Origin of the sequence: Aliamphritea spongicola (genome assembly GCF_017051665.1) — a bacterium.
Lineage (GTDB): Bacteria > Pseudomonadota > Gammaproteobacteria > Pseudomonadales > Balneatricaceae > Amphritea > Amphritea spongicola.
Genome location: NZ_JAFIDL010000001.1, coordinates 990,075 through 1,005,239, shown reverse-complemented (window position 1 = coordinate 1,005,239; position 15,165 = coordinate 990,075). Strand labels below are relative to the sequence as shown.

General features: G+C 52.9%; 14 protein-coding genes. 6 read left to right on the top strand and 8 right to left on the bottom strand.

Annotation, left to right across the window (positions count from 1 at the left end; all coding sequences use genetic code 11):
• Positions 1–30: 30 nt before the first annotated feature.
• The 3 genes from JYB63_RS04650 to JYB63_RS04640 are packed head-to-tail and all read left to right on the top strand — an operon-like array spanning position 31 to position 2,833.
• Positions 31–900, top strand: a complete 870-nt coding sequence (locus JYB63_RS04650; RefSeq protein ID WP_205656624.1) for an ABC transporter ATP-binding protein — start codon at positions 31–33, stop codon at positions 898–900.
• Complete coding sequence (locus JYB63_RS04645) at positions 845–1,801, top strand: ABC transporter substrate-binding protein (protein ID WP_205656623.1); 957 nt, start codon at positions 845–847, stop codon at positions 1,799–1,801. The genes JYB63_RS04650 and JYB63_RS04645 overlap by 56 nt, the downstream gene beginning before the upstream one ends.
• 3 nt (positions 1,802–1,804) lie before the next feature.
• Positions 1,805–2,833, top strand: a complete 1,029-nt coding sequence (locus tag JYB63_RS04640; RefSeq protein WP_243431799.1) for a FecCD family ABC transporter permease — start codon at positions 1,805–1,807, stop codon at positions 2,831–2,833.
• A gap of 2 nt (positions 2,834–2,835) precedes the next feature.
• Here the strand turns inward: JYB63_RS04640 and JYB63_RS04635 are convergent, their stop codons facing one another.
• From JYB63_RS04635 to JYB63_RS04625, 3 genes are all read right to left on the bottom strand, one after another.
• The gene (locus JYB63_RS04635; RefSeq protein WP_205656622.1) at positions 2,836–3,699 is read right to left on the bottom strand and encodes a substrate-binding periplasmic protein; all 864 of its coding nucleotides are present in this window, start codon (positions 3,697–3,699) and stop codon (positions 2,836–2,838) included.
• 250 nt (positions 3,700–3,949) lie between these two features.
• Positions 3,950–5,035, bottom strand: a complete 1,086-nt coding sequence (locus JYB63_RS04630) for an alkene reductase (protein WP_205656621.1) — start codon at positions 5,033–5,035, stop codon at positions 3,950–3,952.
• 55 nt (positions 5,036–5,090) lie between these two features.
• Positions 5,091–5,531 carry a VOC family protein gene (locus JYB63_RS04625; protein ID WP_205656620.1) on the bottom strand — a complete coding sequence of 147 codons (441 nt, stop codon included), beginning with the start codon at positions 5,529–5,531 and terminating at the stop codon, positions 5,091–5,093.
• A 126-nt stretch (positions 5,532–5,657) separates the two neighbouring features.
• Here JYB63_RS04625 and JYB63_RS04620 point away from each other — a divergent pair, with 126 nt between their 5' ends.
• Positions 5,658–6,590: a LysR family transcriptional regulator gene (locus JYB63_RS04620; protein WP_205656619.1), complete on the top strand. Its 933-nt coding sequence runs from the start codon at positions 5,658–5,660 to the stop codon at positions 6,588–6,590.
• 14 nt (positions 6,591–6,604) lie between these two features.
• Positions 6,605–7,204 (top strand): macro domain-containing protein, encoded by a 600-nt coding sequence (locus tag JYB63_RS04615; RefSeq protein WP_205656618.1) that lies wholly within the window; start codon positions 6,605–6,607, stop codon positions 7,202–7,204.
• Between the two features lie 99 nt (positions 7,205–7,303).
• On the opposite strand, the gene JYB63_RS04610 is transcribed toward JYB63_RS04615, so the two are convergent.
• The 5 genes from JYB63_RS04610 to JYB63_RS04590 form a co-directional block, all read right to left on the bottom strand.
• A complete protein-coding gene (locus tag JYB63_RS04610; RefSeq protein ID WP_205656617.1) occupies positions 7,304–8,731 on the bottom strand; it encodes an APC family permease in 1,428 nt (475 codons plus the stop codon).
• A gap of 130 nt (positions 8,732–8,861) precedes the next feature.
• Positions 8,862–10,043 (bottom strand): acetylornithine deacetylase, encoded by a 1,182-nt coding sequence (argE, locus tag JYB63_RS04605; RefSeq protein WP_205656616.1) that lies wholly within the window; start codon positions 10,041–10,043, stop codon positions 8,862–8,864.
• Between the two features lie 332 nt (positions 10,044–10,375).
• Positions 10,376–11,047: a DUF1028 domain-containing protein gene (locus JYB63_RS04600; RefSeq protein ID WP_205656615.1), complete on the bottom strand. Its 672-nt coding sequence runs from the start codon at positions 11,045–11,047 to the stop codon at positions 10,376–10,378.
• A gap of 72 nt (positions 11,048–11,119) precedes the next feature.
• Positions 11,120–11,539, bottom strand: coding sequence for a RidA family protein (locus tag JYB63_RS04595; protein WP_205656614.1), 420 nt, complete (start codon positions 11,537–11,539; stop codon positions 11,120–11,122).
• Positions 11,540–11,613: 74 nt separating this feature from the next.
• A complete protein-coding gene (locus JYB63_RS04590; protein WP_205656613.1) occupies positions 11,614–12,873 on the bottom strand; it encodes a flavin-containing monooxygenase in 1,260 nt (419 codons plus the stop codon).
• A gap of 743 nt (positions 12,874–13,616) precedes the next feature.
• On the opposite strand from JYB63_RS04590, the gene JYB63_RS04585 reads away from it, so the two are divergent.
• Complete coding sequence (locus tag JYB63_RS04585) at positions 13,617–15,149, top strand: HD domain-containing phosphohydrolase (RefSeq protein WP_205656612.1); 1,533 nt, start codon at positions 13,617–13,619, stop codon at positions 15,147–15,149.
• Positions 15,150–15,165: the final 16 nt, after the last annotated feature.

Sequence of the window (15,165 nt, the reverse complement as noted above, 5' to 3'; positions counted from 1 at the left end):
TCTCTGTTCTGCCGGGGCTTCCGGTAACCGATGGCTGTGGCTGATTTGCTGCAGGTTTCAGGGCTGACTGTATCTGGCGATAACCAGCAATTACTGCTGGATGACGTCAGCTTCAGTATGCGCCCGGGCGAAGTAGTGGGTGTACTGGGGCCGAACGGCGCCGGCAAAACCACACTGCTGCGCTGCCTGTTTGGTGCTTTGCGCCAGTTCAGCGGATCAGTTCACATCAATGGCCGGGATATCAGCACTCTGACTGATCGGCAACGGGCTTTGCAGGTGGCTGCTGTAACACAGGAAATGCCAGCTGACTTTCAGCTCAGTGTCCGTTCGGTGATTGCGACCGGCCGTACGCCTCATCAGCACTGGTTTACGGGTAAAGACCCGGATGCCGAAAAGGTGATTGATGAGGCCGTCAGGCAGTTTCATCTGCGGCGCTATCTGGACCGGGACATCAGTGAGCTTTCAGGCGGTGAACGCAAACGCGTCATGATCTGCCGGGCACTGGTACAGCAACCGGAACTGCTGGTGCTGGATGAACCCTGTAACCATCTGGACATTGAACATCAGCTCAGCCTGATGCAGTTACTGCGTAAACTGCCGGTCAGCAGCCTGGTGTCCCTGCATGATTTTCCATTGGCGGCCCGCTATTGCGACCGCGTTCTGGTCATGAAGCAGGGACGTCTGGTGGCTGAGGGGCCTGCTGAATCTGTGCTGACCCCTGAGTTATTCGAAAACGTTTTTGCCGTGCGTGCCAATACCTACTCTAACCCTTGGGAGCAGTGGTCGTTTTATGCCACCTCGCTCCCCTTTTTTTCCTGTACAAAAAAGCAAAAGGATCAAGCACATGCGCACTCTCATCTTCAGCTCAGCGATGCTGTTCGCCAGTCTGGCGCCGCTTAGCCAGGCATCTGAATTCCCGGTTACTGTAGACAGCTGTGGCCGAACCGTTACCTTTAATGAAGCTCCTAAGCGGGCGGTCATTCATGATCAGAATATGAGCCAGATGGCATTTGCGCTGGGTATTCAAAAGAATGTAGCCGGCCTGACCGGTATTACCGGTTGGTACAAAACCAGCCCTGAGTTTGATAAAGACCGTGGTGATATTCCTGAACTGGCGCCGAAGAACCCGACCACTGAGAACGTCATCAGTGCTGATCCGGATCTGTTCTTTGCCGGCTGGAACTACGGTATGCGTACCGACGGTGAGCTGACGCCACAAAGCCTGGGTGATCTGGGTGTACCGGTTCTGGAACTGACTGAATCCTGTGTTCACCTGACCAAATCCGGTCCGGATGCGTCTATGGATCTGCTATACGATGACGTTGTACGTCTGGGTGCGGTATTCGGCGTGAAGGAAAAAGCCGACGCACTGGTTGATGGCTGGAAATCCCGTCTGGCAGCCGTCGCTGATAAGACCGAAGGCAAGAAGCCGGTGAAGGTATTCCTGTATGACTCCGGTGAAGACAAGATCTTTACTTCTGGCCGTTTCGGTATGCCAACTGCGCTGATCCGTGCTGCCGGTGGTGAAAACGTGATGGATAACATCGATACCAGCTGGGGCAAGGTAGGCATTGAAGCGGTGATGGATGCCGAACCTGATTTCTTCATTTTGGTGGATTATCAGAAGGGTGGCTGGAAAGGCTCCTGGGAATTCATTAAGAACCATCCGGTGCTGTCCACTTTGGATGCGGTGAAGAACGACCGCTTCCTGCCACTGGAGTACGGTGAAATTACACCGGGCCCGCTGAACATTCAGGCGGTGGAAAAACTGGCTGAGAAGATGTACCTGAGCGGACGGTAAGTTTTGAGCAAACCCTTCAGGCCGGGGTTGATCGGCGGTGTCCTGCTGCTGATCATCCTGGCACTTTCACTGGCTGGCGTCATGATTGGTGTCAGCCAGATTCAGCCTGACCAGGCACTTGGTATCCTGCTTCACGGTTTCAGCCCCGACGGGCTGGGGCGTTTTATCGAGCCGGACTGGCGTAATTCCCAGGCCGTTATCATTAATGAGCTGCGGGCTCCCCGGGTGATTCTGGCCATGCTGGCCGGTGCTGGCCTGGCGGTGGCCGGTGCAGCCTTGCAGGCGGCAACCCGTAATCCGTTAACCGACCCGTTCCTGCTGGGGGTATCATCCGGTGCTTCACTGGGGGCGGTGCTGGTTATCTCCCATGTGGGGTTGGTGATCGGGGCGTATACCATGCCGGTGTTCAGTTTTGCCGGCGGTTTATTGTCTTTCCTGTTGTTGCTGATACTGATGAAACGGCCGGAGAACCAGCGGCCGGACCGGCTGGTGCTGGCGGGTGTGGCCATCTCATTCTTGCTGATGGCCGGCACCAACGGTCTGATTTTTCTGGGTGACCAGCGGGCGGCACAGTCAGTGGTTTTCTGGATGCTGGGGGGGCTTGGCCGGGCCCGCTGGGATCTGCTGCCTATTCCGACGCTGATCATAGTACTGGGCGTGATGTTACTGATCTGGCAGGCCCGTAACCTGAATGCCCTGATGATGGGGCAGGAGAGTGCAGCTGCGCTGGGTATATCCGTTAACCGCGTGCGGATAACCGTATTGTTACTGGCAACCCTGGTGACCAGTCTGATCGTTTCTCTGACCGGTACTATCGGATTTGTCGGGCTGGTGGTGCCGCACATCATGCGGACATTCATCGGCGGGGATAACCGCATCCTGTTGCCTGTATGCGCACTGGCTGGTGCGGCTTTCATGCTGGGGATGGATATTGTTGCCCGGATGTTGCTGGCGCCGCAGGAACTGCCAATCGGAATAATTACCGGCGCGGTAGGCGGCAGTTACTTCTGTTATTTGCTGGCGCGGCGTTAACTTTATATCTTGTTGATCAGCCGTTTGCGTAAACGGTAATCGAGCATCACCGGGCTGTTGAATCCGTAAAGGCTGATCAGATCATCCAGCAGATTTATTTCTGAAAGTTTTATGTAGGCTGTCTGTAATGCCTGGACAACCTTTGGTGAGGTTTCCGGGCTGGCGGCCAGCCAGAGCTGTTTTGACAAATCGTCTACCCGCAACACCGGAATAAAGTCATCCGCGTTAAGGCCGAACTCATCAATTCTGTAGGGGAAGCTGTTTACCTGTGGGGCGTAGTCAATGTGCAGAGCACGGAGCATTTTAATGGTCTGGCGGGTGTAATTGACTCTTACCGGCGTAAAACCCTGCTCAGTAAAGTAGGTGTCGAGGCTGCCGCCCCCCTGTACCGCTACCCGGTATTTTTTCAGTTCTTCCAGTGATTCGGGCATGTGATCGGGGCCATCTTTATGTCTGTAGATGATCACTTCGTAAGGGGAGACCGGGCCAATCCAGTGATACTGGCTTTCCCGCTGCTGATTACGGGAGATAGAGAAAAACAGTTTGTTGGGGCCATCCTGAGACATTTTGATAGCACGCCGCCAGGGAGCAAAGTGGGTGCTGCGGATAACCATTGGCTGTTGTTTTGCTGCTTCTTCAACCAGGGCTTTGATGAAATCAATCACATACCCTTTGGGCTGGTTGTCCGTTTCTATTTGCAGGGGAGGGAATTCTTCAGTGATCAGGTCCAGTTGCACAGGATCTGCCGCATAGCTCAGCGTAGCCATTATGCCGGTCAGCAGTGCGGCTGACAGGCGGATACAGTGCCTGAAAATTAACGATTGCTTACCGCATGGTAAAAAATATCTGAAGGTTCGTCTGAACATTCATGCAGCCTTATGACAAAAACGAAACTGGTCCCTCATCCCTGTTTTTTTCAGAAATCCCTTTCTAATTAAACAGATACTACGGAAATCCATAGGTAATTTCATCTAAAAACTGAATCCTGGCTGAACTTTTGTGCCGAGCTTTTGTGAAGTGTTTTTGTGAAGAGCTTTTATAAAGAGTTTTCAGGATGTGCAGCACATCCTGAAAATATAGTCTGCGAGAGTCACTGTTTCTGTTGCAGCCAGAGGTTCAGACAGGTGATAACGGATAGTCAGTATATCCGGCTGCAGAACCGCCAAACAGTGTACTTTTGTCTTTAAGGGGAGACAGAGGGAGGCTCTCCTTAAAGCGGCGTGGTAAATCCGGGTTGGTTATAAAGGCCCGGCCATATGCGACGAAATCCACCAGCCCCTTGCGGATCAGGTGTTCGCCGCTTTCACGGGTAAAGTTGCCGGCGACAATGATCGCGCCATCAAACAGGTCCCGGAGAGTATGCCGGAAACTGTCGGTAACTATCGGTGCGTCGTCCCAGTCCGCTTCCGCCAGATGAATATAGGCAATGCCCAGAGTGTTGAAATACCGGGCAGCGGTGAGAATGGCTTCAATCGCTTCGCTGTCGTTCATGCCCCGCTGGGTAATAAAGGGGGCGAGGCGGATGCCGACTTTGTCTGCCCCGACAGTTTCACAAACAGCGGCGGTGACTTCGCAGGCAAAGCGGATACGGTTTTCCAGTGAGCCGCCGTACTGATCTGTACGGGTATTTGAGCTGCGACGCATAAACTGGTCGATCAGATAGCCGTTGGCAGCGTGAATTTCCACGCCGTCAAACCCCGCCTCTATCGCGTTGGCGGCGGCCTGGCGGTAATCCGCGATGATGTTATTTATTTCCGGCAGGCTGAGCGCCCGGGGGACAGGGCAGTCAAGCATCTCACCTTCAACCCATACCTGAGCGTTCGGGGCAATGGCGGACGGGGCTACCGGCTGGCCGCCGTTATGAAAGGTGCCGTGAGACATACGGCCAACATGCCATAGCTGGGCAAACATTTTGCCACCCGCTTCATGGACTGCGCCGGTTACCTGCTGCCAGCCTTTTATCTGAGCTTCAGAATACATGCCAGGTGTGAAGGAATATCCTTTACCCTGAGGTGAAATCTGGGTGGCTTCAGAAATGATCAGGCCAGCGCTGGCCCGCTGGGCATAGTATTCAGCCATCAGCAGATTAGGAATATCGCCGGGCTGTGTGGTTCTGGCGCGGGTCATGGGGGCCATGATGATTCTGTTAGCAGTGTTTGCCTGGCCAATGCGTCCTGGGCTGTGCAGGTTAAAGTCTGACATGGTGTTTTCCTTATTTGAGAAAGAATGGGGTGAGAACGAAGTGAATGTGACCGCTTCAGTTCAGAGAACTGCGGTCCTGATTAAAAAGAATTTCTAATTTGATCTGTTCAGGGCCGATGACAAATACCTGATGCTCATTACTGAGCGGGATCGTCCGTTCGAAGTAGGTGGCCTGCTGCTCGTCCAGCCGTCTGATAAGCGTGCGGTAGCAGCCTCCCTGGAAGGCCAGGTGATCAATGATGCCGTTAGCTTTGGCTTCAGTGTCTTTCTCTACTGTTCGCAGATAAGCCTGTTGTGATTGCTCTTGTGACGGCTCTTGTGAAGAGAAGGGGGTCTTGCCCACCAGATGGATTAACGGCTGGCCATCGCTGTAAAGCCAGCTCCCGGCGAACGGGAAAGGCGGACGGGGGCCGTTTTCAAAACCAATAATCCGGATGAAGAAGTCTTCCATCGCGGTGATGTTTTCGCACATCAGTAAGGCGTGATTGAGTTTCATCAGTGTTGCCTGTCGGTGATTTATTCAGTGTTCTCAGGCTAAGTCTTAAGGTTATGTTTGATAATTGGCTTAGATGTGAAAATATTATTTATAAAATATGAATAAAAGAGTCTCGGGCGATTTGCGATGGCAAAACTGGATGATCTGGAGTTGTTTGTTGAAGTGGTTCAAGCCGGAGGGCTGGCGGCGGCTGGCCGGCAGGTTGGATTATCACCGGCGGCAATGACCGCCAGGATTAACAGCCTTGAAGCCCGTTATAAAGCACGGTTGTTAAACCGTACAACCCGAAATATTTCACTGACACCGGCAGGTGAACGGTTCTATGAATCCTGCCTGCGTATCGTCGAGGAGCTTCACTGCGCTGAGGCGTTACTGGCTGATCAGGCTGCTGAGCTGAGTGGCCGGCTGGCAATCACCGCACCGTCTGATTTTGGACGTCAGTTTGTGGCGGTGGCACTGGCGGAATTTACCCGGCTGAATCCTCAGGTGAACGGGTCGCTGCATCTTGATGACGGGGTGGTAAGCCTGGCACAGTCTGGATTTGATCTGGGCATCCGTATCGGTAATCTGCCGGATAGCAGTCTGGTTGCCCGGCGGTTAGTCTCAAACCGCCGCCTGTTATGTGCATCGCCGGACTACCTGAAACAAAGAGGTGAGCCTCAGCATCCGTCCGAGTTGGCTGAGCATGACTGTATTGTCATGAGCCGGTCAGGTGAGCCCCGTGACAGCTGGTACTTCATGATTGACGGTACTGAAACCCGGTTGCGTATCACACCCCGCCTGACCGGAAATGACGGTGCGCTGGTCAGGCAGTGGGCACTGCAAGGCATGGGGATTGCGCTGAAGTCTTACTGGGATGTTTGTAGCGATCTTAAAGCCGGCCGGCTTATTCCCGTGCTGGAAGATTACACTGCCGGTCTGAGTGAGCAGGATGATGCAACGGTAGGGTTGCAGATTGTCTACCCGCAGCGGCGTTATCTGCCCCGTCAGGTGCAGGCGTTCAGTGAGTATCTGATGGAAGCATTACAATATCAGGCAGAGGGGTTGTCTGATTGCTAAAGAGATTATGACTTATGGACATTGAACACATATACCTGCGGGATGCCGATGCTGGCCTTATAACCGCCTGGCAGTCTGTATTCGAAGATACGGAACGGGTGAGCGCTGAGCAGGGGGATTTTTTTAAGCATCCTGCCGATGCTTTGGTAAGTCCAGCGAACAGTTTTGGCATTATGGATGGTGGGCTTGATCTGGCGATTCGTCATGAATTGGGCAATAACATTGAAGCCCGTGTTCAGGACTGCATTGTCAGGGAATATTATGGTGAGCTTCCGGTTGGCAATGCTGCGGTAGTGAAAACCGATCATGGTGTATGGCCTTATTTAATAGTGGCCCCAACGATGCGTGTTCCAGAGAATATTCGACATACACTGAATGCTTATCTGGCGTTCAGGGCAGTGTTAATTGCTGTGCACAGACATAATACACTTCGGCCGGAAGATGCTATCCGGACACTGATTTGTCCGGGGCTGGGAACTGGCGTGGGGAGAATGCCTCCGGCCCAGTGTGCTATGCAGATGAAGCTGGCTTTTGAACAGCTTGACCGGCCGGCGAGAATACCTGGGGCCTCTGAGTTACGTGAAATGTACAGGCGGTTAGCGACAGCGGATTGATTTTATCTGCATTACGGGCGTGTTTAAGAACGTATTGCGTCTTTACAGATGTAAAAAAGGCAGTGAATTCACTGCCTTTTGATTATCTGCCGGAAGCTGTTATTCAGCGTCCAGTGCTTTTTCAATTGGCTCCGGTTCGAAGAGGTTCTTCTTCATCACCACTTTGACCCAGAACACACCGATCACAGACACGATACCCAGTACTACTCCTGCTGCGCCGAAGATCTGATTGCTCAGTTCCGGTGCCGGTGATGCGTAGATCACTGCGTAGATCATACCGGCGATACCGATGATCTGTGGTAACGGATAGAAAGGTGTCTTGTAGGGACGAGCCATATCCGGGTAACGCTTACGCAGGGCGATAACGTTAATGTGCGTAATGATGTACGCCAGCAACCAGGCGATTGCGGCAGAGATCAGCAGCAGACCAATGGCATCCGGGTTATCACCCATGACCAGCATTGGCAGGCCGGTAACCGCGGCAACGAATACAACCGCAACCCAAGGCGTCTTGGTAGTTTTGGTCAGTTTCTTGAACTGTGGGAATGCCTGACCGTTTTGTGCCATACCGTAAAGCATACGTGGAATAGCCGCCAGTGAGGTGTTAACCGTGGAGCAGGTTGCAGTAACAGCAGCAACCGCCAGGAAGGTTAAGCCTACATCGCCGAATACAGCTTTGAAGTAATCGTAATGTGGTAACGGAGACGCCGCCAGATCATCCGCAGGGATGTACAGTAGGGCACCCAGGCAGTAAATCGCGATAGTGGCGAAAATAACGGTAACACCGATGATCATTGCCCGTGGAATATTGCGCTCAGGGCTCTTGGATTCTTCCACCAGCGGGCAGACAAACTCTGCACCTACATAGCCCCAGATTGCCAGGGCAACCAGTGTGATAACTTCTGCACCCAGAGGGTTCCAGGTTGATGTCAGGTCCAGGCCGGCAGGCTGCGGGTTAGCAGCACCGGAGACGGCTGTCAGGCCAAGAACCAGTAATACCACAACCATGATGAATGCCAGAGCAGACTGCAGCTTGGCGAACACGTCAATGCCCATCAGGTTCAGGGCGGTGAAGATAGCCAGTAAGCCAAAGCCTACGGTGTACTGCGGGAAGGCACCCGGATAAATCTTGTCGATAATGAAGTCGACCAGCAACAGCTCAGCCGACAGGGCAAACATTGCCACCACGACATAGCCGGAAAATACCGCCAGAATAGCGGGGAAATGGCCAATCGCCACCTCAGTGTAACTACTGAGACTGCCCGCACGGGGAATCATCAGTGACAGTTCAGAGAATGAATAGACGTAGGTCAGGGCCAGAATATAGCCGATAGCCAGCGGGATAATGAATCCCAGACCAGCGATGCCGGCGCCCTGCAGCATCAGAACCATAACACCCTGAGATACCACCAGACCAACGGCAACGGCTAACAGTGAGCCTAAACCGAGTACTCTGCTGAATCCCTTACTGCTGCTTCCTGAAGAAGCACCAGCGACGCCAGAGGCGTAGGTAGAATTGTCAGACATTTTTTACTCCTGGTTTATTATATTTTTGATATCAGGTTGGCCCTATTCAAGTATAAGACCGGACGTTAAAACGGGTAAGACCTCCTTCGCGATTCAAGGTGTGCGCGTGGTGCTATAACCTGGCTGGCGATCATCCGCTTAGCTGGGTAATTAAGCGGGCCATGAAGGCATCGCACTGGTTGATTTGATCAATATGGATAAATTCATCAGGCTTGTGCCCCTGGTCCATGCTGCCAGGGCCGCAAACGACGGTGGGAATGCCCAGCACCTTGCTGAACAGGCCGCCTTCGGTGCCAAAGTTGATGTGTTTTTTTGCCAGTGGCTGGGCGAGGTTCTTTACAAAAGCGATGACTTCGCTGTCACTGGCGGTGCTTAAGCCGGGATATTCCGTGGTGATGTTAATTTCAATCCGGCAGTCCGGATCGGTGCTGCGCATTTCTTCACTGAGCTTGTCGGCATAGCCCTGTAAGCGTTGCAGCAGGCCGCGGGGATCTTCGGCGGCTACATTGCGGAATTCAAATACAAACTCACAGTAGTTCGGCACGATGTTCACCACGGTACCGCCGTGAACAACGCCAGTGTGAACGGTGGTGTAAGGGATGTCGTAGCCGTCTTCGAACGGGCCCAGTGTCTGTTTTTCGTGCGCCAGCTGTTCCAGCCAGGTAATCATCCGGGCGGCGTAGTTCACCGCGTTGACACCGTAAGGCGCCATGCCGGAATGACATTCTTTGCCGTAGACACTTACCTTAGCTGCCAGTTTTCCCTTGTGGGCGGTAACCACCTGCATTTCGGTAGGTTCGCCAATGATGCAGATGGCCGGTTTAACCGGGTGATCTTTCAGGGTATCGATCATGCGGCGTACGCCCACACAGCCGATTTCTTCATCGTAGGAGAAGGCCAGGTGCACTGGCACTTGCAGGTCAGCTGCCTGCATGGCCGGTACGGCTGCCAGGGCAGAAGCAATGAAGGTTTTCATATCGCTGGTGCCACGGCCATAGTATCGGCCATCGGTTTCACTCAGCTGATACGGGTCACAGGTCCAGTTCTGGCCGGTGACAGGTACCGTATCGGTATGGCCGGATAACATAACGCCCGCTTTAGCTGCTACTTCTGCATTGTTGGCAGCAGAGCCCGCAACCGTGGCATACAGATTGGCTTTTCCGCCGGCTTCATCGTAAATCAGCTGGCTTTGCACACCCTGTTCGTTCAGATAGCTTTGTACATAGGCCATCAGTTCCAGATTGGAATTGCAGCTGGTGGTGTCAAAGCTGATCAGATCTTGCAGCAGTTGCAGGGTTGCGGTGTGTGCCATTTTATTTCCCGGAGCGTTGTTATTATCAGTTGCCGGCTGTGCTTCTGAAGTTGGTTGTTCATGTGCTTCTGAAAGTCTGCGCCGTGAAGAACAGACGCTTTCATAACACTGCTGAACAGGTTGCTCAGAAGGCCAGCTGGCGATGAATTCAGAATATGCCCTTGATCTTCATCATTAAAATATTTTTATTTTTTGATTTGGATCAAAAAAATTAATTCAGTATTTATTTCAGCAGGTTATGTGGCTGTATGAGCGTAAAAACATACATTTACGCCATAAAAAAGCCCGGAAACAGTGTTTGCCGAGCTTGTTGATCGGGTGATTTCGGGCGCTTATTCGTCGCCCGGCACACCGTAAGATTCTGCATTGGCAGGGTCTTTTGCACGGGTGATGTAGGCGCCCATCTGTGGCTGGTAGTTGTTCAGTACCATGCGCAGTTCACTGATGGGGGAGATATGCCAGTCGACCCGCAGATCAACGATGGGCCAGTTCGGTTCGCCATAAACCAGCAGGCCGGCGGAATGTTCCGGGCCCAGCTCACCACCGGCTGCAAGGCCTGCTTCCAGTGCGGCTAACAGGCGATCCGCCAGATCACCGGTGCTGTTTTCAAAGTGCTCTGCCATGGCCTGAGGTACATCTGTATTGGCCAGCAGGTTACCCATGGCGATACAGTTTTTGCCTTTGGCGGTGGCGTATATACCCAGTGCTTCAGCACCGCTGAAGGTGGCACCGTTGCCGTCTTTATCCAGTACGCCCAGCTGGCGCCACTGAACATGAGGTTCGGCTGCCTGAAGTTTTTCCAGTACGGCGTCAGCATTGTGGCCTTCAGTAAGAAGATCCAGTGCCAGCGGACCGAGATCCGGGTTGGTGATGTTCTGTGTCAGAGCAACACCTGTGCCACTGCGGGCGAAGGCGCAGCGGCTGGTGACGCAAATGCTGGATGAGGTGATCGCGCAGCCGACCATTCCTGTATCAGGACAAATACCTGCAACTGAGAATGTCATATTGTTATCCTGTTGTGCTGTAGTAAAAATGCCTGCGTCATTACTGAGGCAGGCTGTAGGGCGTATCTGTAATCAGGCTTCGTCGTCCGGAATGACGGCAATGACGTCAATTTCCATCAGCCACTGGGGCTGTGCCAGGGCCTGAACTACGAGTCCGGTTGAAATCGGGTAAACGCCTTTGAACCACTTGCCCGTTTCTTTATAGACTTCTTCCCGGTAGCGGGGGTCGATGATGTAGGTGGTGGTTTTAACCACGTGGCTCATATCTGAACCGGCTTCTTCAAGCAGTTGCTTGACGTTTTTCATGGCCTGTTCGGTTTGTGCCCGCGGGTCACCCAGTCCTACCAGGTTGCCTTCAAAATCAGTACCTACCTGGCCACGGACGTAAACGGTATTGCCGGCACGGACGGCCTGACACAGGTCGTTATCCAGGCTCTGGTTCGGATAGGTTTCTTTCGTATTGAACATACGGATGCGTGTATGGGTTGGCATCAACTTGCTCCAGTAATTCTGTATGACATCAGGCCGGTATCAACCGGCCTGAGGGAATTGGGTGTAGCTGGTGATTAACGCTGTGACGGATCGCGGTATGCCAGGTACTTGCGCTGCGTGGCGATGTGGTCCGCAATGTGCTTGGCGTCATGCCACACACCCCAGATGAACGTTGAGCCGCGGCGGGATAACCATGGCAGGCCAACAAAGTAGACACCCGGTTCAGTGGATACACCGCGCTGATGAGCAGGTTTGCCTTTATCATCGAAGGCGTTAACGTTAAGCCAGCTGTAATCGGTGGCAAAACCGGTTGCCCAGATGATGGAGGTGATGCCGGCTTCGGCCAGGTTCAGCTCAACAATCGGGTTGGTGATGCAGTCTGCATCCGGGAAGCGGGTACGGGCTTCCGGTTCTTCCGGCAGGTCCAGACCATTGCGTTCAATGTACGCGTCTGCCGCATCCAGCAGTTCCAGATAGTTGTCATCGCCACGGTTCAGGTTATCAACCAGATCCGACTGGAAGGTTACTGAGCCGTTGTTGAAGGCTTTAGTCAGGCCAACCAGCGTCATACCTTCGTTTGCCAGGCGGCGGAAGTCGACAGTCTGGCCACCGTAGGCACCGCTTACAGCGATGGTGACGTGCTCAGTACCCGGTTTCATGGCTTCAGCATCCCACTCACCCAGTACTCCTAACCACCAGCAGAAATCGCGGTTACGGTATGAGCGTGGCGGACGGTCGTGCGGGCCAACAGACAGGTACACTTTTTTACCGGCACGTTGCAGTTCGTCGGCGATCTGTGCGCCGGATGAACCTGCACCTACCACCAGTACCGCGCCTTCAGGCAGCTGTTCAGGGTTACGGTAGCTGGCAGAGTGAATCTGGTGAATGCTGTCATCTTTCGGGGCAATCGGTGGAATAACCGGGTGCTGGAAAGGGCCGGTGGCAGAAACCACACGGTTAGCAATGATGGTGCCTTCAGAGGTTTCTACGGTAAAGCCTGGCTGGTCAGCATTGCGGACAACATTTTTAACTTCCACGCCGGTACGGATTGGCGCGTTGAATTTTTTCGCATAGTCATTGAAATAGTCAGCAACCCGTTCTTTCGGGGCAAAGGCATCCGGATCGACATCTTCAAATTCCATACCCGGGAAACGGTCATGCCATGCCGGGCCGTTGGCAACCAGTGAATCCCAGCGGGCGGTGCGCCATTTCTCTGCAATACGGTCACGTTCCAGAACCAGATGTGGCACATCGAGATTGCTAAGGTGTTCGCTCATGGCCACGCCGGCCTGGCCGGCACCGATAACAAGCGTGTCTATTTTTTCAACTGTCATGTCTGATTCCTGTTGTTGTTATTCAGTGTTTCTCAGAGGGATTAGTGACCCGTCCCACACAGCAGGGTGGGCGGGGTGTGCATGGCAAAAAAACATTGTGTTTTCCGGTTATGCCGATTACCTGCACGGCCCTCATGGTGTGCATTCAGACTATGAGCTTTGCTTGTATTATTAAAATATTTTTAACTTTTAGAATGGATTAAAAAAACTGATTTAGATCATTTTTTGTCACTTTTCCTGCCAGGGTTTTGGGGAAACCTGAACGGTGTTACTAAAATGGTTATCTTTGTGTCACATTAATTCAGGCACATTTTTTCTGCGCTGATTTCAAAAGAAAAAACTAACCTGTTGATTTCCATAGCCTGCAGGACAGGCTGTCTGATTATGGCAGGTGTAACGCCTGAATGTGGAGGTTGCGCAGTGGGGCTAAGCAGCTTCTGCAGGCCGTGCACAAGTGAAAATTGATGTTAGGCTTCTGTGACAGGTATCGGTATTTTCATCGGTTGCTGACTGTTGCTCTGTCAGGGCCGGCTGAATGAGGTTGCAAGGCAGGGCTTGTCGCCCGTTTTTTTACTTTTTTGTTAGCAGTTGTTCAGTTTGTATTTGTTAGAACTGACTGCATGGAAAATGGATTGGTGATTTTCAGCGGTCCGGTGGGAGTGGGTGTCAGGAAGACCTTACAGGTTTGCATCAGGCCAGGTTCACTGTGCAAGGTGTGATGCATCCGGGGGAACGATAACGATATGACGCTGTTTCAGTTCAAGACGTCTGAGCAACCCTCAGACAAGGTTTCTAAGCCTGAGGAAACAGACCACTGGCACGTGCTGGTGGTTGATGACGAGCAGGCTATTCATGATGTTACCCAGTTAGTCCTTTCCGGTGTTGAAGTATTTGGCCGGCCGCTAAAGCTGCATTTTGCCTATAACGGTGCGCAAGCCCGCAGGATGCTGCAGAATGGCACTGAGTTTGCCATGGCGTTCGTGGATGTGGTGATGGAAAGTGACAGCGCCGGGCTGGAGCTGGTTTCCTGGATCCGTGAAAAACTTCAGAACCAGTCTATCCGGTTGGTGTTACGTACCGGTCAGGCGGGGATGGCACCGGAAGAGGAAGTCATTCGCCGGTATGACATTAACGACTATAAAACCAAGACGGAATTCACCGCACTGAAGATGACCACTTCAGTGATCTCCGGCATTCGCAGTTACCGGGATATTGAAACCATTCTGAGAAATCTCAGGGAATTCCGCAATCTCATCAGTACTTCAAATACCATTCTTAAGGTCCAGAGCCTCGAAGAGTTTGCCCTGGCGGCGCTGGATAACATGCTGCCGTTGCTGCATCTCAAAGGTGCGTCGTTTTATATGGTCCGCCACGAAGATGACTTTATGGGGGAAACCCGGGAGACGGTTGTCGCCTGCAGCGGTCGCAAGGGCCGGCAGAGCCAGTGTATCAGCAGCGTGCCGGATACCGTCAGGCGGCAGATTCAGTCAGTATTTCGCCTGCGGCAAAATGTGCAGGCCGGTGGTTACTTCATTGCTTACTTCCAGACATCTGCGACGACCTGTTCCGTGTTGTATGTGAAATATGCTGAAAAAGGCGAGCACTTTAATGCCCGGCTGGCAGAACTGTATATCACCAATATTGCCCTGATTCTGGAAAGTCTCATTGGTAAGCAGCAGTTGGCCGATAACCAGCGAGAGCTGATGTATATCGTCGGGGAAGCGGTGGAGGCGCGCAGTAAGGAAACCGGATCACATGTGAAGCGGGTAGCCATTCTCAGTGAGCTGCTGGCCCGTAAACTGGGGTTGCCGGAGAGTTTTTGTGCAGCCATTAAAACCGCTGCGCCGCTGCATGATATCGGCAAAATTGCTATTCCCGATAATATTCTCGGTAAGCCCGGAAAGCTCGACGCCGGGGAATGGGCGGTGATGCAGAGCCACGCAGAAATCGGCGGCAATATGCTGGCGAAAAGTCATTTGCCGGTGGCGCAGCTGGGTTCACGGATTGCCCGCTACCACCATGAAAACTGGGATGGCAGCGGTTACCCGGAGGGTCTTTCGGGAGAGCAGATCCCGATCGAGGCACGGATTATGGCCCTGGTAGATGTCTTTGATGCGCTGGGGGCAAAGCGTTGTTATAAGGACCCCTGGTCGCTGGAGGATATTCGCGGATTTATTGAAGACAACCGGGGCGTTAAGTTTGATCCGCAACTGGTGGATCTGTTCTTTGAGTCTTTCGATGAAATGGTGGCAACCCGGGATCGTTACCCCGACTGAACTGCGGTTAAGGTAA